The 21,497-nt window shown below is 57.2% G+C and carries 25 protein-coding genes, 1 tRNA gene and 1 pseudogene; 22 read left to right on the top strand and 5 right to left on the bottom strand.

Annotated features, from left to right (window positions below):
* Nucleotide 1: 1 nt before the first annotated feature.
* The gene (locus ACEN8R_RS15405; RefSeq protein WP_495624185.1) at nucleotides 2–1,090 is read right to left on the bottom strand and encodes an asparaginase; all 1,089 of its coding nucleotides are present in this window, start codon (nucleotides 1,088–1,090) and stop codon (nucleotides 2–4) included.
* Here ACEN8R_RS15405 and ACEN8R_RS15400 point away from each other — a divergent pair.
* The 9 genes from ACEN8R_RS15400 (at nucleotide 1,074) to ACEN8R_RS15360 (ending at nucleotide 9,059) form a co-directional block, all read left to right on the top strand.
* A complete protein-coding gene (locus tag ACEN8R_RS15400; protein ID WP_177325214.1) occupies nucleotides 1,074–1,229 on the top strand; it encodes a hypothetical protein in 156 nt (51 codons plus the stop codon). The genes ACEN8R_RS15405 and ACEN8R_RS15400 overlap by 17 nt on opposite strands.
* 197 nt (nucleotides 1,230–1,426) lie before the next feature.
* On the top strand, nucleotides 1,427–1,879 hold the full coding sequence (locus ACEN8R_RS15395) for a hypothetical protein (protein WP_495624184.1): 453 nt from the start codon (nucleotides 1,427–1,429) through the stop codon (nucleotides 1,877–1,879).
* 176 nt (nucleotides 1,880–2,055) lie between these two features.
* On the top strand, nucleotides 2,056–3,012 hold the full coding sequence (locus ACEN8R_RS15390; protein ID WP_019582837.1) for a sugar ABC transporter substrate-binding protein: 957 nt from the start codon (nucleotides 2,056–2,058) through the stop codon (nucleotides 3,010–3,012).
* A gap of 56 nt (nucleotides 3,013–3,068) precedes the next feature.
* Entirely contained in the window at nucleotides 3,069–4,622 is a 1,554-nt protein-coding gene (locus ACEN8R_RS15385; RefSeq protein WP_111455369.1) for a sugar ABC transporter ATP-binding protein, read from the top strand.
* Entirely contained in the window at nucleotides 4,619–5,596 is a 978-nt protein-coding gene (locus tag ACEN8R_RS15380; RefSeq protein ID WP_007940220.1) for an ABC transporter permease, read from the top strand. The genes ACEN8R_RS15385 and ACEN8R_RS15380 overlap by 4 nt, the downstream gene beginning before the upstream one ends.
* Nucleotides 5,597–5,599: 3 nt before the next feature.
* The gene (locus ACEN8R_RS15375; RefSeq protein ID WP_019649606.1) at nucleotides 5,600–6,619 is read left to right on the top strand and encodes a LacI family DNA-binding transcriptional regulator; all 1,020 of its coding nucleotides are present in this window, start codon (nucleotides 5,600–5,602) and stop codon (nucleotides 6,617–6,619) included.
* Between the two features lie 59 nt (nucleotides 6,620–6,678).
* Complete coding sequence (gene rbsK, locus ACEN8R_RS15370; protein WP_495624183.1) at nucleotides 6,679–7,596, top strand: ribokinase; 918 nt, start codon at nucleotides 6,679–6,681, stop codon at nucleotides 7,594–7,596.
* Complete coding sequence (rbsD, locus tag ACEN8R_RS15365; protein WP_495624182.1) at nucleotides 7,593–7,997, top strand: D-ribose pyranase; 405 nt, start codon at nucleotides 7,593–7,595, stop codon at nucleotides 7,995–7,997. Before rbsK ends, rbsD begins: the two co-directional genes overlap by 4 nt.
* Before the next feature lie 33 nt (nucleotides 7,998–8,030).
* Nucleotides 8,031–9,059, top strand: a complete 1,029-nt coding sequence (locus ACEN8R_RS15360; protein ID WP_086945278.1) for a nucleoside hydrolase — start codon at nucleotides 8,031–8,033, stop codon at nucleotides 9,057–9,059.
* A gap of 38 nt (nucleotides 9,060–9,097) precedes the next feature.
* Here ACEN8R_RS15360 and ACEN8R_RS15355 read toward each other — a convergent pair whose 3' ends face one another.
* The gene (locus ACEN8R_RS15355; RefSeq protein WP_018930281.1) at nucleotides 9,098–9,310 is read right to left on the bottom strand and encodes a hypothetical protein; all 213 of its coding nucleotides are present in this window, start codon (nucleotides 9,308–9,310) and stop codon (nucleotides 9,098–9,100) included.
* 132 nt (nucleotides 9,311–9,442) lie between these two features.
* On the opposite strand from ACEN8R_RS15355, the gene ACEN8R_RS15350 reads away from it, so the two are divergent.
* Together ACEN8R_RS15350 and ACEN8R_RS15345 are read left to right on the top strand one after the other, a co-directional pair.
* Nucleotides 9,443–9,748, top strand: a complete 306-nt coding sequence (locus ACEN8R_RS15350) for a hypothetical protein (RefSeq protein ID WP_018930280.1) — start codon at nucleotides 9,443–9,445, stop codon at nucleotides 9,746–9,748.
* A 167-nt stretch (nucleotides 9,749–9,915) separates the two neighbouring features.
* Entirely contained in the window at nucleotides 9,916–10,233 is a 318-nt protein-coding gene (locus ACEN8R_RS15345) for an I78 family peptidase inhibitor (protein ID WP_018930278.1), read from the top strand.
* Nucleotides 10,234–10,298: 65 nt separating this feature from the next.
* Here ACEN8R_RS15345 and ACEN8R_RS15340 read toward each other — a convergent pair whose 3' ends face one another.
* Together ACEN8R_RS15340 and ACEN8R_RS15335 are read right to left on the bottom strand one after the other, a co-directional pair.
* Nucleotides 10,299–10,511: a cold-shock protein gene (locus ACEN8R_RS15340; RefSeq protein ID WP_003179963.1), complete on the bottom strand. Its 213-nt coding sequence runs from the start codon at nucleotides 10,509–10,511 to the stop codon at nucleotides 10,299–10,301.
* A gap of 290 nt (nucleotides 10,512–10,801) precedes the next feature.
* Nucleotides 10,802–11,104 (bottom strand): hypothetical protein, encoded by a 303-nt coding sequence (locus ACEN8R_RS15335; protein WP_018930277.1) that lies wholly within the window; start codon nucleotides 11,102–11,104, stop codon nucleotides 10,802–10,804.
* Between the two features lie 373 nt (nucleotides 11,105–11,477).
* Here ACEN8R_RS15335 and thrS point away from each other — a divergent pair, with 373 nt between their 5' ends.
* The 9 genes from thrS (at nucleotide 11,478) to ACEN8R_RS15290 (ending at nucleotide 18,934) form a co-directional block, all read left to right on the top strand.
* A complete protein-coding gene (gene thrS / locus ACEN8R_RS15330; protein ID WP_007940231.1) occupies nucleotides 11,478–13,400 on the top strand; it encodes a threonine--tRNA ligase in 1,923 nt (640 codons plus the stop codon).
* The gene (infC, locus tag ACEN8R_RS15325; protein ID WP_172435341.1) at nucleotides 13,400–13,951 is read left to right on the top strand and encodes a translation initiation factor IF-3; all 552 of its coding nucleotides are present in this window, start codon (nucleotides 13,400–13,402) and stop codon (nucleotides 13,949–13,951) included. Before thrS ends, infC begins: the two co-directional genes overlap by 1 nt.
* A 60-nt stretch (nucleotides 13,952–14,011) precedes the next feature.
* Nucleotides 14,012–14,206 carry a 50S ribosomal protein L35 gene (gene rpmI / locus ACEN8R_RS15320; RefSeq protein ID WP_002553160.1) on the top strand — a complete coding sequence of 65 codons (195 nt, stop codon included), beginning with the start codon at nucleotides 14,012–14,014 and terminating at the stop codon, nucleotides 14,204–14,206.
* Nucleotides 14,207–14,234: 28 nt separating this feature from the next.
* Nucleotides 14,235–14,591, top strand: a complete 357-nt coding sequence (gene rplT, locus ACEN8R_RS15315) for a 50S ribosomal protein L20 (protein ID WP_007905879.1) — start codon at nucleotides 14,235–14,237, stop codon at nucleotides 14,589–14,591.
* A 109-nt stretch (nucleotides 14,592–14,700) separates the two neighbouring features.
* Nucleotides 14,701–15,717 carry a phenylalanine--tRNA ligase subunit alpha gene (gene pheS, locus ACEN8R_RS15310; protein ID WP_007940232.1) on the top strand — a complete coding sequence of 339 codons (1,017 nt, stop codon included), beginning with the start codon at nucleotides 14,701–14,703 and terminating at the stop codon, nucleotides 15,715–15,717.
* 26 nt (nucleotides 15,718–15,743) lie between these two features.
* The gene (gene pheT / locus ACEN8R_RS15305; RefSeq protein WP_495624181.1) at nucleotides 15,744–18,125 is read left to right on the top strand and encodes a phenylalanine--tRNA ligase subunit beta; all 2,382 of its coding nucleotides are present in this window, start codon (nucleotides 15,744–15,746) and stop codon (nucleotides 18,123–18,125) included.
* A gap of 3 nt (nucleotides 18,126–18,128) precedes the next feature.
* Nucleotides 18,129–18,431: an integration host factor subunit alpha gene (ihfA, locus tag ACEN8R_RS15300; RefSeq protein ID WP_002553164.1), complete on the top strand. Its 303-nt coding sequence runs from the start codon at nucleotides 18,129–18,131 to the stop codon at nucleotides 18,429–18,431.
* The gene (locus tag ACEN8R_RS15295) at nucleotides 18,412–18,768 is read left to right on the top strand and encodes a MerR family transcriptional regulator (RefSeq protein WP_003179985.1); all 357 of its coding nucleotides are present in this window, start codon (nucleotides 18,412–18,414) and stop codon (nucleotides 18,766–18,768) included. The genes ihfA and ACEN8R_RS15295 overlap by 20 nt, the downstream gene beginning before the upstream one ends.
* Nucleotides 18,769–18,857: 89 nt before the next feature.
* Nucleotides 18,858–18,934, top strand: a tRNA-Pro gene (locus tag ACEN8R_RS15290).
* Nucleotides 18,935–19,003: 69 nt separating this feature from the next.
* Here ACEN8R_RS15290 and ACEN8R_RS15285 read toward each other — a convergent pair.
* Nucleotides 19,004–19,413: pseudogene (locus tag ACEN8R_RS15285) on the bottom strand (tyrosine-type recombinase/integrase); the annotation flags it as partial.
* Nucleotides 19,414–19,530: 117 nt separating this feature from the next.
* Here ACEN8R_RS15285 and ACEN8R_RS15280 point away from each other — a divergent pair.
* Both ACEN8R_RS15280 and ACEN8R_RS15275 read left to right on the top strand, forming a co-directional pair.
* Complete coding sequence (locus ACEN8R_RS15280) at nucleotides 19,531–19,968, top strand: hypothetical protein (RefSeq protein ID WP_019020956.1); 438 nt, start codon at nucleotides 19,531–19,533, stop codon at nucleotides 19,966–19,968.
* An 874-nt stretch (nucleotides 19,969–20,842) separates the two neighbouring features.
* Entirely contained in the window at nucleotides 20,843–21,484 is a 642-nt protein-coding gene (locus tag ACEN8R_RS15275) for a hypothetical protein (protein ID WP_018930274.1), read from the top strand.
* The last annotated feature ends 13 nt before the right edge of the window (nucleotides 21,485–21,497 follow it).

Raw genomic sequence — 21,497 nt, 5'->3', positions numbered from 1 at the left:
ATCAGTACTCCCAGAACATCCGTTGCAGCTCTTTGCTGTCGTTGGTCTTGGTCAGTGCGACCATGGCCAGGATGCGGGCTTTTTGCGGGTTCAGGTCGTGAGCAACAACCCAGTCGTACTTGTCGTCAGGCTGTTCAGCGTTACGCAGCACGAAACCGCCGGCATTGACGTGAGAAGAGCGAATGATTTGTACGCCGTCTTTGCGCAAGGCCTGCAGGGCGGGAACCACGCGGGACGATACCGAGCCATTGCCGGTGCCGGCGTGGATGATGGCTTTGGCGCCCGACTGCGCAAGGGCTTTGTAGGCGGTGTCGCTGACGTTGCCATAGGAGTAGGCAATTTCGACGTCAGGCAGACTCTTGATGGTTTTGATGTCGAATTCCGAGTCCATGGTGTGACGCTTGGCCGGCAGGCGGAACCAGTAGGATTTGCCTTCGACCACCATGCCCAACGGGCCCCAGGCACTTTTGAACGCCTCGGTCTTGATGTTGATCATTTTGCTGACATCGCGACCCGACTGGATTTCATCGTTCATGGTCACCAACACGCCTTTGCCGCGCACGTCTTTGCTGCTGGCCACGGCGACGGCGTTGTACAGGTTCAGCATGCCGTCGGCCGACATGGCGGTGCCAGGGCGCATGGAGCCGACGACGATAATCGGCTTGTCGGTTTTCTCCACCAGGTTCAGGAAGTAAGCAGTTTCTTCCAGGGTGTCGGTGCCGTGGGTGATGACAATGCCATCGACGTCTTTGCTGTCGGCCAGTTCAGCCACGCGACGTCCCAGTTGCAGCAGGTTGTCGTTGGTGATGCTTTCGGATGCGATCTGCATGACTTGTTCGCCGCGAACGTTGGCCAATTGGCTCAGTTCCGGAACTCCTGCGATCAATTGTTCGATGCCGACTTTCGCCGCTTGGTAGGTGGCGCTGTTGGCGGCGCTGGCGCCCGCGCCGGCAATGGTGCCGCCGGTGGCCAGGATCACCACGTTCGCCAGTTTCTGTTGGGTTTCGATTTCTTTTGCCTGAAGGGCTGTAGGCAGAAGCATAAGCAGGGCCAAGGCGCCCGGAATAAAAGTGTTGAAGGCAGATTTCATTATTGTTTTCTCTAGTAGTGAGGCGGTGCAGATGCAAGTTCATCTAGAAGCGCCCCAAGCAGATCTGAACGCCGGGGGTGTGGAAGAAGAGCAGGATCTGTACCAGTCGGACGCTGGAGAAGGTGATCTTTTAACCTGATGATTTTTATCAATATTGTTGCCGTGGCTGGCGATACTTCGCGCCTGGCTGTCCGGGTTTCCGAATATGTTCAGCTTTTATGTTCGGCTCACCGACCTTCATTGAGAAGGTCGCCTTGCAAAATCGAAAATCGGTGCTAAAGAAAACCCCGCACAGGTCGATGCTCCTTTAAAGGATCTATTTTTTCAGGAGTTCACATGTCGTTTACTGTCGGTTTTGCAAATGCAGGCGCAATCACTATCGGGGGTAAATCCCCGGCGACCATCAACGACTTGAGTGAAGCAACATCCGACGCCTCGGCCCAGGCGCTGGGCGAAGAGCAGGGCGACGATAAGCAGGTCAGAACCGCTGGCGGCGCGACGGCTCAGAGCGAAAGCAAATCCGAGAAAACCAGCAGTCAGAGTATTGCGGTGCAGGTATTGCTCAAGCGCATGCAGGAACTGCAGCAGCAACTGCGCGAACAGCAACAGCAACTGGCGGCCGCTCAGGCGGCGAATTATTCGACCCCGGAAGCCAAGGCCAGCGCAGTCATGACAATCCAGGGGCAAATCGCCAATACCAGCGCTGCGCTGGCGCAAGTGACCGGCAATCTGGTCAAGGAGCTGGCCAAGGATTCCAGCGGCGGCGGTCTGGTCAACACCACGGCGTGAGGCAAAACGGGGTTGGCTTTTGCCAACCGAGACACGGAACGGGGCGTTGACAAATCTCGGCAGGGTTCGCATAGTTCGGTCTACGCAAACGTTTGCGCGGTCGCCGTCGATGGGTTGATCCATTGATGATCCAGCGCAAGCGTTGCTAAGAATAATCATAAGATCGGAGTGAACCCATGAAGCTGCCATTCGCTGGACGTCTTCTCGCTGTCGCTATGCTGGCTGCCGCATCCGCCGCGTTGCCTGTCTCTTCGGCATTCGCCGCAACCCCTGAAAAACCTAAAGTCGCGCTGGTCATGAAATCCCTGGCCAACGAGTTCTTCCTGACCATGGAAGACGGCGCCAAGGCCTACCAGAAAGACCACTCCGGCGACTTCGAGCTGATCTCCAACGGCATCAAGGACGAAACGGACACGGCCGGCCAGACGCGCATCGTCGAGCAAATGATCCTGTCCAAGGTCAACGCACTGGTTATCGCTCCGGCAGACTCCAAGGCCATGGTCCCGGTCATCAAGAAAGCAGTCGATGCCGGCATCACCGTGATCAACATCGATAATCAGCTGGATCCGGCTGTCGTCAAAAGCAAAAACATCACCGTTCCATTCGTAGGCCCGGACAACCGCAAAGGCGCGCGCCTGGTGGGTGAGTACCTGGCCAAGCAACTGAAGGCCGGTGACGAAGTCGGCATCATCGAAGGCGTTTCCACCACCACCAACGCCCAGCAGCGCACTGCCGGCTTCAAGGATGCGATGGAAGCGGCGCAGATCAAAGTCGTGTCCCTGCAGTCCGGTGATTGGGAAATCGACAAGGGCGGCAAGGTAGCTTCTTCGATGCTCAGCGAATATCCGAACATCAAGGCCCTGCTGGCCGGCAACGACAGCATGGCGGTCGGCGCGGTCTCTGCCGTACGTGCCGCCGGCAAGGCCGGCAAGGTGCAAGTGGTCGGTTACGACAACATCAATGCGATCAAGCCAATGCTCAAGGACGGTCGCGTCCTGGCCACCGCCGACCAGTTTGCTGCCCGGCAAGCAGTGTTCGGCATCGAGACCGCGCTGAAAATCATCAAAGGCGAGAAAGTCGATAGCGGCGCCAACGGCGTCATCGAAACTCCGGTAGAGCTGGTTACCAAGTAGTCTTTCTGGCGACACAACGGTGCTCGCCCCTTGGGGCGGGCGCATGGAGAGTTTTTATGTCAGTTTCCGCCCCGAACGCTGTCCTCTCGGTCAGCGGTATCGGTAAGACCTACGCTCAACCAGTCCTGACCGGCATCGACCTGACGCTGATGCGCGGCGAAGTGCTGGCGCTGACCGGCGAGAATGGCGCCGGCAAAAGTACGCTGTCGAAAATCATTGGCGGGCTGGTCACGCCGACCACCGGCCAGATGCAATTCCAGGGTCAGGATTACTGTCCCGGCAGCCGCAGCCAGGCCGAAAAGCTGGGCGTGCGCATGGTCATGCAAGAACTCAATCTGTTGCCGACATTGTCGGTGGCGGAAAACCTGTTCCTCGACAACCTGCCCAGCCTCGGTGGCTGGATCAGTCGCAAGCAACTGCGCAGGGCGGCGATCGAGGCCATGGCTCAGGTCGGCCTCGATGCCATCGATCCGGACACCCTGGTCGGTGAGCTGGGTATCGGTCACCAGCAGATGGTGGAAATCGCCCGCAACCTGATCGGCGATTGCCATGTGCTGATCCTCGACGAGCCGACCGCGATGCTGACGGCCCGTGAAGTTGAAATGCTGTTCGAGCAGATCACTCGCCTGCAGGCGCGCGGCGTGGCGATCATCTACATTTCCCACCGCCTCGAAGAACTGGCACGGGTGGCCCAGCGCATCGCGGTATTGCGCGACGGCAACCTGGTCTGTGTCGAGCCGATGGCCAATTACAACAGCGAGCAACTGGTCACCCTGATGGTCGGCCGTGAGCTGGGCGAGCACATCGACATGGGCCCGCGCAATATCGGTGCTCCGGCCTTGACGGTCAAAGGGCTGACCCGTTCCGACAAGGTTCGCGATGTGTCCTTCGAGGTGCGCGCCGGCGAGATCTTCGGGATCTCCGGTTTGATCGGGGCAGGGCGCACCGAGTTGCTGCGCCTGATCTTCGGCGCCGATACAGCTGACAGCGGCACCGTCGCGCTGGGGTCGCCGGCTCAGGTGGTGGATATTCGTTCGCCGGCCGACGCGGTCGGTCATGGCATCGCGCTGATCACCGAAGATCGCAAGGGCGAAGGCCTGCTGCTGACGCAATCGATCAGCGCCAACATTGCCCTGGGCAATATGCCGGTGATTTCCAGCGGCGGCTTCGTCAACAACGGTGACGAGATGTCGCTGGCCCAGCGTCAGATCGACGCCATGCGCATTCGCAGCTCCAGCCCGACGCAATTGGTCTCGGAATTGTCCGGCGGCAATCAGCAGAAAGTGGTGATCGGCCGTTGGCTCGAACGCGACTGCACGGTGATGCTGTTCGACGAGCCGACCCGAGGCATCGACGTCGGCGCCAAGTTCGACATCTATACATTGCTCGGTGAGTTGACCCGTCAGGGCAAAGCACTGGTGGTGGTGTCCAGCGACCTGCGCGAACTGATGCTGATCTGTGACCGCATTGGCGTGCTGTCGGCAGGGCGTCTGATCGACACCTTCGAGCGTGACAGCTGGACCCAGGATGATTTGCTTGCCGCCGCGTTCGCCGGCTACCAAAAACGTGATGCGTTGCTCAACGAAGCAGCGCCTAGGGATCTTCCATGAATACTGCAACTCTGGTCGGCAAACGTAGTGGCAATTTTTACGGCCTCGGCACTTACCTGGGCCTGGCCGGTGCCTTGCTGGCGATGGTCGCGCTGTTCTCTGTGTTGAGCAGCCATTTCCTGTCTTACGACACCTTCAGCACCCTGGCCAACCAGATTCCCGATCTGATGGTGCTGGCGGTCGGCATGACCTTCGTATTGATCATCGGCGGAATCGACTTGTCGGTGGGTTCGGTGCTGGCGCTGGCGGCGTCGACAGTCAGCGTGGCGATTCTCGGCTGGGGCTGGAGCGTGCTGCCGGCAGCGTTGCTGGGAATGGGCGCCGCGGCACTGGCGGGCACTATCACCGGTTCGATTACCGTGGCCTGGCGGATTCCGTCATTCATCGTGTCCCTCGGTGTGCTGGAAATGGCGCGGGGGCTGGCGTATCAAATGACCGGTTCGCGCACCGCCTATATCGGTGATGCCTTCGCCTGGCTGTCCAATCCGATCGCATTCGGCATCTCGCCATCGTTCATCATCGCCTTGCTGATTATCTTCATCGCCCAGGCTGTACTGACGCGTACGGTGTTCGGTCGTTACCTGATCGGCATCGGCACCAATGAAGAGGCGGTACGTCTGGCGGGGATCAATCCGAAGCCCTACAAGATTCTGGTCTTCAGTCTGATGGGATTGCTGGCCGGTATTGCTGCACTGTTTCAGATTTCTCGCCTGGAAGCGGCGGACCCGAATGCCGGCTCCGGTCTGGAACTGCAAGTGATCGCTGCGGTGGTGATCGGCGGCACCAGCCTGATGGGCGGGCGCGGTTCGGTGATCAGCACGTTCTTCGGTGTACTGATCATCTCCGTGCTGGCGGCCGGTCTGGCGCAGATCGGCGCGACAGAGCCAACCAAACGCATCATCACCGGTGCGGTTATCGTGGTGGCGGTGGTGCTCGATACCTATCGCAGTCAGCGCGCAAGCCGGCGGACCTGAGTCATGGCAACGATCAAGGATGTAGCGGCACTCGCGGGCATTTCTTACACCACGGTTTCCCACGTGGTGAACAAGACGCGGCCGGTCAGTGAAGAAGTGCGGATCAAGGTCGAGGCGGCGATCAAAAGCCTCGACTACGTGCCCAGCGCCGTGGCTCGCTCGTTGAAGGCGAAAACCACAGCGACCATCGGCCTGCTGGTGCCCAACAGCCTCAACCCGTACTTCGCCGAGCTGGCCCGTGGCATCGAGGATTACTGCGAGCGCAATGGCTATTGCGTCATTCTCTGCAACTCCGACGACAACCTGGATAAACAGCGCAGCTACCTTCGCGTGCTGCTGGAAAAACGCATCGACGGCTTGATCGTTGCGTCCGCCGGTGGTGACAGCAGCCTGGCCGAAGGCCTGACAGGCGTGCGTACGCCGATGGTGATCGTCGACCGTGACCTGGAGGGTGTCGATGCGGACCTGGTGCGCATCGATCACGAATACGGTGCCTATCTGGCGACCCGGCACTTACTGGAGTTGGGGCATCGGGACATCGCCACGATTGGCGGCCCGGCGAGTACCAGCGTGGCGCAGATGCGTCTGGCCGGTTATTGCCGGGCGTTGAAAGAGGCGGGCGTCGAGGTGCCGCGCGAGCGCATGCTGGAAAGCGACTTCACCAGCACCGGCGGTTACAACGCCGCCGCGATCCTGCTGGAAAAGAACCCGCCCAGCGCGATCTTCGCCGGCAACGACATGATCGGCATCGGTGTGTTGCGTGCCGCTGCCGAGCGCAATATTCGTGTGCCCACCGAGTTGTCGGTGATTGGTTTCGACGATATCCAGATGAGCCGTTACGTCTATCCGGCGTTGACCACCGTGGGCCAGTCAATCCTGCAACTTGGCGAGATGGCGGCCGAGGTGTTGCTGCGTCGGATCGCCGCGCCGGATCTGGCGACCGATCAGCGCATCGTGACGCCCAGTATTGTCCTGCGGGAATCGACCGCGCCGCTGGCCGGTGTGTTTGCCCAATATCGCTGAGCCGAAAGCACCGCTAAACAAAAAAGCACCGCTGAAATCGAATTGATGAGTAAAGATGTATGCCAGCAAAAGTAGTGGTAATAGGCAGCCTGAACATGGACCTGGTGACCCGGGCGCCACGGCTGCCCCGTGGTGGTGAAACGCTGATCGGCCAGTCATTTGCCACGGTTTCCGGCGGCAAGGGTGCGAACCAGGCCGTGGCCGCGGCGCGGCTGGGAGCGCAGGTGTCGATGGTCGGTTGTGTCGGCAGCGATGCTTATGGCGAAGCGCTGCGCGGAGCACTGTTGGCCGAGCGGATCGATTGCCAGGCCGTCACTACGGTCGAGGATTCCAGCGGCGTGGCGTTGATCGTGGTCGATGACAACAGTCAGAACGCGATCGTGATTGTTGCCGGTGCCAACGGCGCGCTGACCCCTGAGGTGATCGACCGTTTCGACAACGTATTGCAGAAGGCGGATGTCATCATCTGCCAGCTGGAAGTGCCGGATGCCACGGTCGGCCATGCTTTGAAACGCGGTCGTGAGCTGGGCAAGACCGTGATCCTCAATCCGGCGCCGGCCAGTCGCCCGCTGCCGGCGGATTGGTATGCGGCCATCGATTACCTGATCCCCAACGAAAGCGAAGCGTCGGCCTTGAGCGGTTTGCCGGTGGATTCCCTGAGCACTGCCGAAGCCGCCGCGACCCGCTTGATCGCCATGGGCGCCGGTAAGGTGATCATCACCCTTGGCGCTCAGGGATCGCTGTTCGCCAATGGCATCACCTTCGAGCATTTCCCGGCACCGAAAGTGAAAGCAGTCGATACCACCGCGGCCGGCGACACGTTTGTCGGTGGTTTCGCAGCGGCCCTGGCGGCCGGCAAGAGCGAGGCCGAGGCGATCCGTTTCGGTCAGGTCGCCGCTGCGCTGTCGGTCACCCGGGCTGGCGCGCAACCTTCGATTCCTACCTTGTCCGACGTACAGGCGTTTAAAGCACCATGAAAAAGACACCTTTGCTCAACGTCGCGTTGTCGCGGCTGATCGCATCCCTGGGTCATGGCGACACCGTTGTGATCGGCGATGCCGGCTTGCCAGTACCGCCCGGCGTCGAGTTGATTGACCTGGCCTTGACCCACGGCATTCCGGATTTCATCAGTACCTTGAAGGTTGTGCTCAGCGAAATGCAGGTCGAAAGCCATGTACTGGCCCATGAGATTCTGGACAAAAAGCCATCGGCCTTGAGCGCGCTGGATGAACTGAATGCCGACGGCGCACTGGGCCGTCGCGAACTGCTCAGCCATGACCAATTCAAGGCGCTCAGCCGACAGGCACGGGCGATTGTTCGTACAGGCGAATGTCAGCCGTACTGCAACATCGGTTTGGTGGCTGGCGTAACGTTCTAACTTCCCGTTCTTCCCACGCACAAGGAGTGCGCTATGCATCGCTATGCTCAGAAACTGCATCACCTGCTTCGGAGTCTGCTGCTTTTGTCCCTGATTACCGCAACAAGCGCCTACGCGGCGGAAAAGATCGACTTGATCATCGACACCGATCCAGGTGCTGACGACGTGGTCGCCTTGCTGTTTGCCCTGGCCTCGCCGGAAGAGTTGAACATTCGTGCGCTGACCACCGTCGCTGGCAACGTGCGTCTGGACAAGACCTCGCGTAATGCGCGTCTGGCCCGTGAATGGGCAGGGCGTGAGGAGGTGCCGGTGTACGCGGGGGCGCCGAAACCGCTGATGCGCACGCCGATCTATGCCGAAAACATCCACGGCAAGGAAGGTCTGTCCGGTGTCACCGTGCATGAGCCGAAGAAAGGCCTGGCCGAAGGCAATGCAGTCAACTACCTGATCGATACCCTGAAGGCCGCCAAACCCCATAGCATCACCATCGCCATGCTCGGCCCGCAGACCAACCTGGCCTTGGCGCTGATCCAGGAGCCTGAAATCGTTCAGGGCATCAAGGAAGTGGTGATCATGGGCGGTGCGCACTTCAATGGTGGCAACATCACCCCGGTGGCCGAGTTCAATCTGTTCGCTGACCCGCAGGCGGCGGAAGTGGTGCTGAAGAGTGGCGTCAAACTGACCTATCTGCCGCTGGACGTGACCCACAAGATCCTCACCAGTGAAGCGCGCCTGCAGCAAATCGCCGCATTGGACAACAATGCCAGCAAGCTGGTGGGCGATATTCTCAACGAATACGTCAAAGGTGACATGGAGCACTACGGCATTCCGGGTGGCCCGGTGCATGACGCTACGGTCATCGCTTACCTGCTCAAGCCGGAACTGTTTACCGGTCGCTCGGTAAACGTGGTGGTCGACAGTCGAGAAGGGCCGACCTTCGGTCAGACCGTTGTCGACTGGTATGACGGCCTGAAGGCACCGAAGAATGCCTTCTGGGTTGAAAATGGCGACGCCCAGGGCTTCTTCGATCTGCTGACCCAGCGCCTGGCTCGCTTGAAGTAATCCATAGACCCGCAGGTGCCAGCCTGCGGGGTTTTCCGCTACTCGGTATCCGTTGCACTCATGCCCTTATAGTCGTCGGAGTACTTCTCGAGAACCTGGGTTATGAAGGTCTGGGCGGCCTGTGTCCCCAATTCCTTGACCAGCAAATCGATACCAATGATTGCCAGCTCCTCCGGACTGCCCGGGCTGTAAGAGCTGTGGCCCTGTGGCCACTTGATTGTGATATTGGCGTCGATGCTTACGGTGGTCATGATGGCGCTCGTGAAGTCGGGAAAGTCTGAGTGTCGAGTTAACCATTTTGCAGGACGTTTGGCACTCCGACTTAGGCATCAGGAGAGGGCTATGCGACACTTGGTCTTTGACGAATTTTCAAGGATTGTGCTGTGCAGATCGATTTGAACACTCCTGACGGCTTGACCCTCGAAGCAGTGCGTCAGCTACTGGCCTCTGCCAGCGACGATGAGCACACTCAGTTGCGGGTCACCAAGGGCGGCATCGCTTACATTTCGTCGGGTGTCGTGGGTGGTACTGATATCGACGGGCTGCGGTTTCGCCTGGAAACATGGGCCAAGGGCTCGGGTTATGTCGGACGGGTCGCAGCCAGCGATGAGGTGTGGGTCATGCAGATCTTCAACGCGCTGAAAGACAACTGGCCGAATCCGCCGTACGACTACATCGACGTCTATTGAACGCTGTTCATATTCAGTGACGATTGCGGGATGAACGCCAGGGCGATGCTCAGGCAAACTCGCCACTCGTCCAGATCGAGGGCAGGGCGATAGCGCCCGCCTTGAAACCAAACACCAAAATGACGGTCGCACGATCTCTGCTTAATTTTTGAAAGAAAGGAGGCTTCATGCCTTGGAAGCTCGCATCATTGGGTACGTTGTTGGCCGCCACTCTGCTGGCCGGTTGCAGCAGTACGTCCACCGAGTCGGCAAAGGACCCTGTGGCGACCGATACCGGCCACAGCCGTTGTGAAGCAAAGGCTGCCGAATTCACCATTGGCAAAAAGGCTTCGCCCGAATTGCTGGAGCAGGCGCGTACCCGTGCAGGCGCGCAGAATGCCCGGTTTCTCAAGCCTGATGACATGGTGACTCTGGAGTACCGCTCCGATCGCCTGAACCTGAGCACCGACAGCAATCTGGTGGTCACCCGCGTCAACTGCGGCTGATTGTTTTTGTTTCACCCATAAAAAACCCCGTCACATGGACGGGGTTTTTTTAGTGCGCCAGAAAATTACTCTGGGCGAACTTGTGCAGCTTGCATACCCTTTTGGCCTTTCTCAGCCACGAAGGAAACGGTTTGGCCTTCTTTCAGGCTTTTGAAACCGTCGCTTTCGATAGCTTTGAAGTGTACGAACAGGTCGTCACCGCCACCTTGAGGAGTGATGAAGCCGAAGCCTTTTTCATCGTTGAACCATTTAACGGTGCCGGTTTGGCGATTAGACATGGTGTATCTCCAAGAAACATATATTTTCAGTAGTACTGTGCTGCTCAGGCCAACTGGGCACACCGGAGTATCATAGTCGAAATGTTCGCTTTGGGAGCCCCCCGGACGTGCTGTTTGCCCTACAGTCGCGTTCTCTTTGTTGCTCTGTATGGCTGAAAGCCCCGTTTTAAAAGGCTTTCAGCCGAAAGTAAAGACAATAAAAAAAGCTGTAAAACCTGCATAAATCGTACGAAAAAGCTGAAATCCATCACTTTTTATCAGCGTTGGGGCGAGTCAAAAGGACTTTTTCCTCACTTTTTCGCCGGTGCATTGGCCTTGCATTTGGCGATCTCGCCCAGTGCCTTTTGTTGCAGTTCCGGGGTGGCCTTGTTGTCCATCAGCGACTGAATATCGCTGGCCGGGTAGGATTTGATCGCGTCGGCGCCACAAGCGCAGTGGGATTTTGCCGCAGCAGCGCCAATCTGAGGGGAAGCCGCCTGTGTGCACTGAGCCATGTACTTCTCGCGCTCACCCTTTGGCCAGTCGGCGTGGGCCGCCAGCGGCAGCAACAGGACGACGGGTGCGACTACTGCGAATAAACGATTCAGACGCATGCTGAGATGCTCCTTTCGGGTCAATGTCTTTTATCTGATGGGTGACACGGGGTTCAAGTTCAGCACTCTGGCACAAAAAAGCCTGATTTGCCCCAGCAGAAAACCTCGGTGCATCGATGACCGTTCATCTGTGCTAGCATGCCTGGCTCGGGTGTTTGCAGGCTCCGGATGACCTTCCGTCCCGGCAGCGGCAAATGCGCGAATAACCCTGATTTGAATCCCAGTCACTCTGGTTCGGTTTTCCGGTTGGCCGCAAGGCTCCTGCCGCTGTAAGGCAGGCGTTCGTCATTGAATGGCCTGGATCGGATCTTGTACTGGCTCATCCCAACCCACGTGACCTTTGGTAGGGGTCACCACTAGGAGAGGAGGCGCCATGCCAACTATTACTCTTCCCGACGGCAGTCAACGTTCATTCGATCACCCGGTTTCCGTAGCCGAGGTCGCCGCATCCATCGGTGCAGGCCTGGCCAAGGCCACCGTAGCCGGCAAGGTCAATGGCAAGCTGGTCGACGCCAGCGACATCATCGACAGCGATTCTTCGCTGCAAATCATTACGCCAAAGGATGAAGAGGGGCTGGAGATCATTCGCCACTCTTGCGCCCACCTGGTTGGCCACGCGGTCAAGCAGCTGTACCCGACGGCCAAGATGGTCATCGGTCCGGTCATCGAAGAAGGCTTCTATTACGATATCGCCTTCGAGCGTCCTTTCACGCCTGACGACTTGGCCGCCATCGAACAGCGCATGCAGCAGCTGATCGAGAAAGATTACGACGTGATCAAGAAAGTCACTCCGCGCGCCGAAGTGATCGAAGTGTTCAAGGCTCGCGGCGAAGACTACAAACTGCGCCTGGTCGAAGACATGCCGAACGAGCAGGCCATGGGCCTGTACTATCACGAAGAATACGTCGACATGTGCCGCGGTCCGCACGTGCCGAACACGCGCTTCCTGAAATCCTTCAAGCTGACCAAGCTGTCCGGCGCCTACTGGCGTGGCGATGCCAAGAACGAGCAATTACAGCGCGTTTACGGCACCGCATGGGCGGACAAGAAGCAGCTGGCGGCTTACATCCAGCGCATCGAAGAAGCTGAAAAGCGCGATCACCGCAAGATCGGCAAGCGTCTGGGCCTGTTCCACACCCAGGAAGAGTCGCCGGGCATGGTGTTCTGGCACCCGAACGGCTGGACGCTGTACCAGGTGCTCGAGCAGTACATGCGCAAGGTTCAGCGCGACAACGGTTACCTGGAGATCAAGACTCCACAAGTCGTTGACCGCAGCCTGTGGGAGAAATCCGGGCACTGGGCCAACTACGCCGACAACATGTTCACCACGCAGTCGGAAAACCGCGACTACGCCATCAAGCCGATGAACTGCCCGTGCCACGTGCAGGTGTTCAATCAGGGCCTGAAAAGCTACCGCGAGCTGCCGATGCGTCTGGCCGAGTTCGGTGCCTGCCACCGTAACGAGCCGTCGGGTGCACTGCACGGCATCATGCGTGTTCGCGCCTTCACTCAGGACGATGCTCACATCTTCTGTACTGAAGAGCAGATGCAGGCCGAATCCGCCGCGTTCATCAAGCTGACCATGGACGTTTATGCCGACTTTGGCTTTAAAGAAGTCGAAATGAAACTGTCCACTCGTCCGGAAAAACGCGTCGGTTCCGACGAGTTGTGGGATCGCGCCGAAGCGGCATTGGCCGCAGCCCTTGATAGTGCGGGCCTGCCGTACGATCTGCAGCCGGGCGAGGGTGCGTTCTACGGTCCGAAGATCGAGTTCTCGCTGAAAGATTGCCTCGGCCGTGTCTGGCAGTGTGGTACCCTTCAGCTCGATTTTAACCTGCCTGTCCGTCTGGGAGCCGAATACGTCTCCGAAGACAACAGTCGCAAGCACCCGGTGATGTTGCACCGGGCGATCCTGGGTTCCTTCGAGCGCTTCGTCGGAATTCTGATCGAGCACTACGAGGGTGCATTCCCCGCGTGGCTGGCGCCGACCCAGGCAGTGATTATGAATATCACTGATAAACAAGCCGATTTTGCCGCAGAGGTTGAAAAAACTCTCAACGAAAGCGGATTTCGTGCCAAGTCTGACTTGAGAAATGAAAAGATCGGCTTTAAAATCCGCGAGCATACTTTGCTCAAGGTTCCCTATCTCTTGGTTATCGGAGATCGGGAAGTCGAGATGCAGACTGTCGCTGTGCGTACTCGTGAAGGTGCTGACCTGGGCTCGATGCCCGTCGCCCAGTTCGCTGAGTTTCTCGCGCAAGCGGTTTCCCGGCGTGGTCGCCCAGATTCGGAGTAATTATTATTAAGCGTGAAATGAGACAAGATAAACGAGCTGCACCGAAAGCCCCGATCAACGAGAATATCTCGGCACGCGAGGTTCGGTTAATTGGGGCTGAAGGTGAACAGCTTGGGATTGTGTCAATTGAAGACGCGCTTCTTAAGGCTGAAGAGGCCAAACTGGATTTGGTGGAAATTTCCGCCGATGCAGTACCCCCTGTTTGCAAACTGATGGACTACGGCAAATCGATCTTCGAAAAGAAGAAGCAGATTGCCGCGGCCAAGAAAAACCAGAAGCAGATTCAGGTTAAAGAAATCAAGTTTCGTCCAGGGACGGAGGAAGGGGATTACCAGGTAAAACTGCGCAACCTGGTACGTTTCCTGAGTGACGGGGACAGGGCCAAGGTATCCTTGCGATTCCGCGGCCGTGAGATGGCCCACCAGGAGCTGGGGATGGAACTCCTCAAGCGAGTTGAAGGTGACTTGCTCGAGTACGGTTCGGTCGAACAGCATCCTAAGATGGAAGGACGCCAGCTGATCATGGTCATCGCCCCGAAAAAGAAGAAGTAATCAACAGGGCACGGCAGGCCTTCTGATTATGTTTATCAACTGAATGCGGAGTATCCGAACATGCCAAAAATGAAAACGAAAAGTGGTGCTGCTAAGCGGTTTTTGAAAACTGCTAACGGTATCAAGCACAAGCACGCTTTCAAGAGCCACATCCTGACTAAAATGTCGACCAAGCGTAAGCGTCAACTGCGCGGTAGCAGCTTGCTGCATCCGTCTGACGTGGCAAAAGTCGAGCGCATGCTGCGCCTTCGTTAATTTTAGTCAAGAATAGAGGAAGTAACTCATGGCTCGTGTAAAGCGTGGCGTCATTGCCCGTAAACGTCACAAAAAAATTCTGAAACTTGCTAAAGGCTACTACGGCGCTCGCTCGCGCGTATTCCGTGTTGCCAAGCAAGCGGTAATCAAGGCAGGCCAATACGCCTACCGTGACCGTCGTCAGAAAAAACGTCAGTTCCGCGCTCTGTGGATCGCTCGTATCAACGCTGGTGCACGTATCAACGGTCTGTCCTACAGCCGTTTCATCGCCGGCCTGAAAAAAGCGTCCATCGAGATCGACCGTAAGGTTCTGGCTGATCTGGCAGTGAACGAAAAAGCGGCGTTTGCTGCGATTGTCGAGAAAGCTAAAGCCACCTTGGCTTAAGTACCCCCGACAGTCACCCGGTCTCACCTCTGTGGGGCCAGGTGTTAAACGTCATAAATAGGGGAAGAGCCTTCAAGCTCTTCCCCTATTTTGTATCTGGAGTCTGTACATGGAAAACCTGGATGCGCTCGTCTCTCAAGCACTAGAGGCTGTGCAAAGCGCTGAAGATATCAATGCCCTGGAGCAAATCCGGGTTCACTACCTTGGCAAAAAGGGTGAATTGACTCAGGTGATGAAGACCCTGGGGAATTTGCCGGCAGAAGAGCGTCCGCAAGTCGGTGCGCTGATCAACGTTGCCAAGGAGCGTGTCACAGAGGTTCTCAATGCGCGCAAGGCGTTGTTCGAGGAGGCCGATCTTGCGGCCAAGCTCGCCGCCGAATCCATTGACGTGACCCTGCCTGGCCGCGGCCAGACCTCAGGCGGTCTGCATCCGGTTACCCGGACTCTGGAACGTATCGAGCAGTTCTTCACCCACATTGGCTACGGCATCGCCGAAGGCCCTGAGGTCGAAGACGATTACCACAACTTCGAAGCGCTCAACATCCCAGGCCATCACCCGGCCCGGTCGATGCATGACACCTTCTATTTCAATGCCAACATGTTGCTGCGCACCCATACCTCGCCGGTACAGGTCCGCACCATGGAATCGAAACAGCCGCCGATCCGCATCGTCTGCCCAGGCCGTGTGTACCGCAGCGACTCCGATATCACCCACTCGCCGATGTTCCATCAGGTCGAAGGCCTGCTGGTCGACCGCGATATCAACTTCGCCGACCTGAAAGGGACCATCGAAGAGTTCCTGCGCGTGTTCTTCGAAAAAGAACTGGCCGTGCGTTTCCGTCCTTCGTACTTCCCGTTCACCGAGCCATCCGCTGAAGTCGACATGGAATGCGTGATGTGCAGCGGTAAAGGCTGCCGTGTCTGCAAGCAGACTGGCTGGCTGGAAGTCATGGGCTGCGGCATGGTTCACCCGAATGTGCTGCGTATGTCCGGGATCGACCCGGAAGAGTTTTCGGGCTTTGCCTTCGGCATGGGCGTTGAGCGTCTGGCCATGCTGCGTTACGGCGTGAACGACTTGCGTCTGTTCTTCGACAACGACTTGCGGTTCCTCGCGCAATTTCGCTAGTCGTAACGAATTCTTAGGAGAGCAGGATGAAATTCAGTGAACAATGGCTGCGTGGCTGGGTAAGCCCGCAGGTAAATCGCGACGAGCTGGTTGCTCGTCTGTCGATGGCCGGTCTTGAGGTCGATAGCGTTACGCCGGCCGCCGGTGAATTCAGTGGTGTGGTGGTGGGCGAGGTGCTGAGCACCGAGCAACACCCGGACGCCGACAAGCTGCGCGTTTGCCAGGTCAGCAGTGGCGCGGAGACCTTCCAGGTTGTGTGCGGTGCGCCAAACGTGCGCCCTGGCCTGAAGATCCCGTTCGCCATGATCGGTGCCGAACTGCCAGGCGATTTCAAAATCAAGAAAGCCAAGCTGCGTGGCGTTGAATCCAACGGCATGCTGTGCTCCCAGGCTGAGCTGCAAATTGGCGAAGGCAACGACGGCCTGATGGAATTGCCGGCCGATGCGCCGGTCGGTCAGGACATTCGTGAATACCTGAACCTGGAAGACGCCAGCATCGAGGTCGACCTGACCCCGAACCGCGGTGACTGCCTGTCTCTGGCCGGTCTGGCCCGCGAAGTTGGTGCGCTTTATGCTGCCCCGGTGGTGCGCCCGGTCATTGCCAGCGTTCCTGCCGTGCACGACGAAGTGCGTTCGATCGAAGTGTTGGCGCCGAACGCTTGCCCGCGTTATCTGGGTCGCGTGATCCGTAACGTTGACCTGTCCAAGCCTACGCCACTGTGGATGGTCGAGCGCCTGCGTCGCGCCGACGTGCGTAGCATCGACGCCGCCGTCGACATCACCAACTACGTGATGCTGGAACTGGGCCAACCGCTGCACGCATTCGATCTCGCCGAAATCAATGGCGGCATCCGCGTGCGCATGGCTGAAGATGGCGAGAAGCTGGTGCTGCTCGACGGTCAGGAAGTCAGCCTGCGTAGCGATACGCTGGTGATCGCCGACCACACCCGTGCCTTGGCTATCGCCGGCGTCATGGGTGGCGAGCACAGCGGCGTCAACACCGCGACCACCCGCGATATTTTCCTGGAAAGCGCGTTCTTCGACCAGATTGCCGTCGCTGGCAAGGCTCGTTCCTACGGCCTGCACACCGACGCTTCGCATCGCTACGAGCGTGGCGTGGACTGGAAGCTGGCCCGTGAAGCCATGGAGCGCGCCACTGGCCTGCTGCTGGACATCACCGGTGGCGAAGCCGGCCCGATCGTCGAAACTGTCAGCGAACAGCACCTGCCATCGATCGCACCGATCACCCTGCGTGCTCAACGCATCACCCAGATGCTGGGCATGGAAATGGATTCGGCCGAAGTCGAGCGTCTGCTCAGCGCTTTGGGCCTGACCATTACTGCCGATGGGGCAGGGCAGTGGCGCGTTGAAGTGCCAAGCTTCCGTTTTGATATCAGCCTGGAAGTCGACCTGATCGAAGAGCTGGCCCGTCTGTACGGCTACAACCGTCTGCCGGTTCGCTACCCGCAAGCCCGTCTGGCACCACAAGCCAAGGCTGAAGCGCGTAGCGATCTGCCTGAGCTGCGTCGTCTGCTGGTGGCCCGTGGTTATCAGGAAGCGATCACCTACAGCTTCATCGATCCGAAACAGTTCGAGTTGTTTAATCCGGGTGTCGAGCCGCTGCTGCTGGCTAATCCGATTTCCAATGACATGGCGGCCATGCGTTCGTCCCTGTGGCCGGGCCTGGTCAAGGCGCTTCAGCACAACCTGAACCGCCAGCAGGATCGCGTCCGCCTGTTCGAAAGCGGCCTGCGTTTCGTTGGTCAGCTGGAAGGCCTGAAGCAAGAGCCGATGCTGGCTGGTGTGGTGTGCGGTAGCCGTCTGCCGGAAGGCTGGGCGCAAGGTCGCGATGTCGTGGATTTCTTCGACGTCAAAGCCGATGTGGAAGCGGTGCTGGGCTTCGCCGGTGCACTGGATGCGTTCACGTTTGTGCCGGGTAAACACCCTGCGTTGCACCCGGGTCAAACCGCGCGCGTCGAGCGTGATGGTCGCCTGGTCGGCTATGTCGGTGCTATCCACCCTGAATTGTCGAAAACCCTCGGTCTCGACCGTCCGGTCTTCGTTTTCGAGCTGGTTCTGGCCGAAGTGGCTTCGGGCAAAATGCCAAAATTCAGCGAGTTGTCGCGCTTTCCTGAAGTGCGTCGTGACTTGGCATTGATTGCGGCCACGGACGTGGCAGCCACTGCTGTGCTGGATGTAATCCGTGAAAATGCAGGCGAATGGCTCACGGACCTCAGGCTATTTGACGTGTATCAGGGTAAAGGCATTGATCCTGATAGAAAAAGCCTTGCGGTCGGCTTGACCTGGCAGCATCCATCGCGCACTCTTAATGACGATGAGGTGAATACCGCAACGCAAAACATCCTCACCTCGCTCGAACAAAGGTTGAACGCCACGTTAAGGAAGTGACGTATGGGGGCTTTGACGAAAGCTGAGATGGCGGAACGTCTGTACGAAGAGCTGGGCCTGAACAAGCGGGAGGCCAAGGAATTGGTCGAACTGTTTTTCGAAGAAATCAGGCACGCGCTCGAAGACAACGAACAAGTCAAATTGTCCGGTTTCGGCAATTTCGACCTTCGGGACAAACGCCAGCGGCCTGGCCGCAATCCGAAAACGGGAGAAGAAATCCCGATCACGGCTCGCCGTGTGGTCACCTTTCGTCCAGGGCAGAAGTTGAAGGCCCGAGTTGAGGCTTATGCTGGAACCAAGTCATAACGACGAACTACCCGTCATCCCGGGCAAACGCTACTTCACCATTGGTGAAGTCAGCGAGCTGTGTGCGGTAAAACCACACGTGCTGCGCTACTGGGAGCAGGAGTTTCCTCAACTCAACCCCGTCAAACGCCGCGGCAACCGCCGGTATTATCAGCGCCAGGACGTGCTGATGATCCGGCAGATCCGCGCGCTTCTTTACGATCAGGGGTTCACCATCGGCGGCGCACGCTTGCGTTTGTCCGGCGATGAAGCCAAAGACGACACCACCCAATACAAACAAATGATCCGCCAGATGATCGCCGAGCTGGAAGATGTTCTGGTGGTCCTCAAGAAATAAATTCCTGCTTTTAAATACTTCCAGTTTTCAAAAGCTTGCGATATATTCTTGAGCGTTCCTCGAGATGAGGGACAGAGTCAACGCCTAGTCGGGGCGTAGCGCAGTCCGGTAGCGCACTAGCATGGGGTGCTAGGGGTCGAGTGTTCGAATCACTCCGTCCCGACCATATTTATCAGTAACTTAGCCGAACTCTAGCCAGTTCGGCTTTTTTACGCGTGGGACTTTTGCGGGGGGATCATCCCGTTTTCCTCCTCAAGATGGTCAGTACCGGTCCTCGCGAATCGGTGGCTGACACTTTGTTTGCCGCGTCATCAAATGCCCAAGCTCTGCAGTGGAATAGTGGCTCGTGATGTTGCTGTTCTTGTGACCGAGCAAAGCTCGATTTTCCAGAGTCACGCGCGCTGTACATAGCCTTCTGCCAAAGGTCGTGCACTCGTATCGACAAAAACCAGGCAAAGCCGGCCGCAGATATTTCTCCTGCCAGACCTTGCCCGCGCGAATCTGTGCATTCTTCCAAGCCGAATCATTCATTCTGTGCATTGCGCTGTAGTCGTAAGGGAGAACCCATTCCTTATTTCGGCCACGCTGCTTGTTGATGACCGACTTTGCGACTCTATTCAGCGCTACAAGGTGATCCTTGCCATCTCATCGACGTAGTGGAAGTGATCCGGGAAGGCTTATTGTTTTCCATGGGCAATAGCTGTCCTTTGCCGCTATAGCGGCTGACTTTGAGGGGGAGGGAGTTACTGCTGTGCTTTACTGGTGTCTTACAATGCCTGCATACCGCAGGCCGTGAAGGGACACTCTGCATTGGTTCGATACATTCTTTTTGCTCTGTTGCTTCCGCTGGATTCTGCGTTCGCGTATGAGTCTGAGCGAGCAGTAAACAATCTTGCGCATGAGCTCGCTGAGTGCGCTGGCTTCTATCTGCTCTCATCAAAGCTTATCCAGGCGCAGAAGCCTGAGTTGGCTGAGCAGAGCAGACAAGCCGCAGTAAGCGCGCTGGCTTACTCCAAGGCTCTCACCAGTGAGAAGCTGACTCACGCCAGAACTGAAATGGCAATTAAGTCGATGCTTAAAGAGATCGATAATGACGTCGTGAACTATTCGATTCTCCTAAACCAGTATGCAGATCAATGCAGTGAAACTGTTGCTGATCCGGTGACACGAATGGATTACTGGAGCAAGAAACAGGACTGACCAGACTACGATTCCCATTGATACTCGGTCGTGGGCATTCACTACCATCACGCAGTCTCCGCGACTGGCTGACGAAACACGGGAAGGCGCCGGTCTGCCTACAAGCTGCATGTCTCACAGATGTTGCATTCATCGAACGACTGCTCGGGGGGGCAAGTAGAAAGGGCTTAGTGGTGTGCTGGTGTGGATGTAATCACGAAAGGCTTGACTAACCCTCGCAATGCGCCGCAGTGAGTGAAGCCTCGCAACCGGCCTCCCTATACCGTTTCATGAATATCTGTTTCCCGCTGTAGTCTTCGATGTACCAGACCTTGCCACGCTGATCGACTTCCATGCAGGCGTAGCGATTTACCGTTTGGCTGTGGAAGAACCGGCATCCGTGGTCGACGATGTTCGGATTGCCTGATTGACGCGCTCAGCGCGCTGCTGCTTCCGGGGGAATTTGTTTTCTTTGGGCATGGGGCGTCCTGTGTCGGGTCAAGCCCGGGTGGTGTCTGGGGGGACGAACGGTAATTCTCAACTAATTACAAAGTCATTTGCGAGTAGATGTGACCATCCGCATCCTTGAGCTAACTAATAAGCTGGAGCGCTACTGCATGAAACGACTGACTGAGTGGATAAACCTAGTCGCGGCGGTAATCCGCCTGGCTGATGTGATTCGACGTACTGGCTGGTTTTGATCTGCCGCAGGATCCGCATCCAGCGAACTGCGGTGACCGCGTTGCTGTTCCCGGCACTCACTAATTTGTTTTTTGTGCTAGAGGATCAGGGTGTAATCGTTAGGTGCAGGACGAATGTCGCCAGACTTGACTTTGATGCCTTTCTGCTATCATTGAACTGATGGAATTTTGTTCATAAAAGCAGGGAGCCGTGTATGAAAAAGCTAATCAAGTATTACGCAGTGTTCAGTGCGATATCATTAAGTGGATGTACGCTCTTTACGCCTCCATTACAGCAACCAGTTATTCAAGCTTCGCTTTCCCCGAAATTGAACGGAAATGCCGCCGTCGGGACATTAAGTCTGACCCCCGACAGGCGAGTGGTACTCGTAAATTATGAGTCCAATCGGTTTTGCGCCGAAGCGCCTACTGAGGTCGGAACAGATCTATCGAGGGTCATGCAGGCAGCTGCTGAGGCTGATGTTCCGGCTGAGGTGAAGGCAAAGATTGGCGCGGTTGCAGCTTTAGCGAGCTCTAATTCCGTTTTGAATCGTCGCACCCAAGGTATGCAGTTGTTTCTTTCAAATTCGTACTTTGTTTGTCAGATGTACATGAATAAGGCGATCAATGAAGAGCAACTTCTTCGGTACCAGCTGGAGGTATTTAATTCCGCATCGAAACTGATTGAGGCTGAGCTTCCATATATGTATACGAGTGTAGGTAGCGGTGCGACTTCTACTACTAAGGGGAGTACGTCTAAAAATAAGCCGATTGATACCGATCGGATAATTAAGGACTTGCTGAATATCGAAAAGGGAATAGAGCCGCTATCTCCTGTTCCTGCGACACCACAATGAGTTAGTAATCATG

The sequence above is a fragment of the Pseudomonas sp. Pseusp15 genome, from assembly GCF_059492165.1.
Note: the sequence above shows the minus strand (reverse complement) of the source record. Positions and strands in the feature narration are given on the sequence as shown.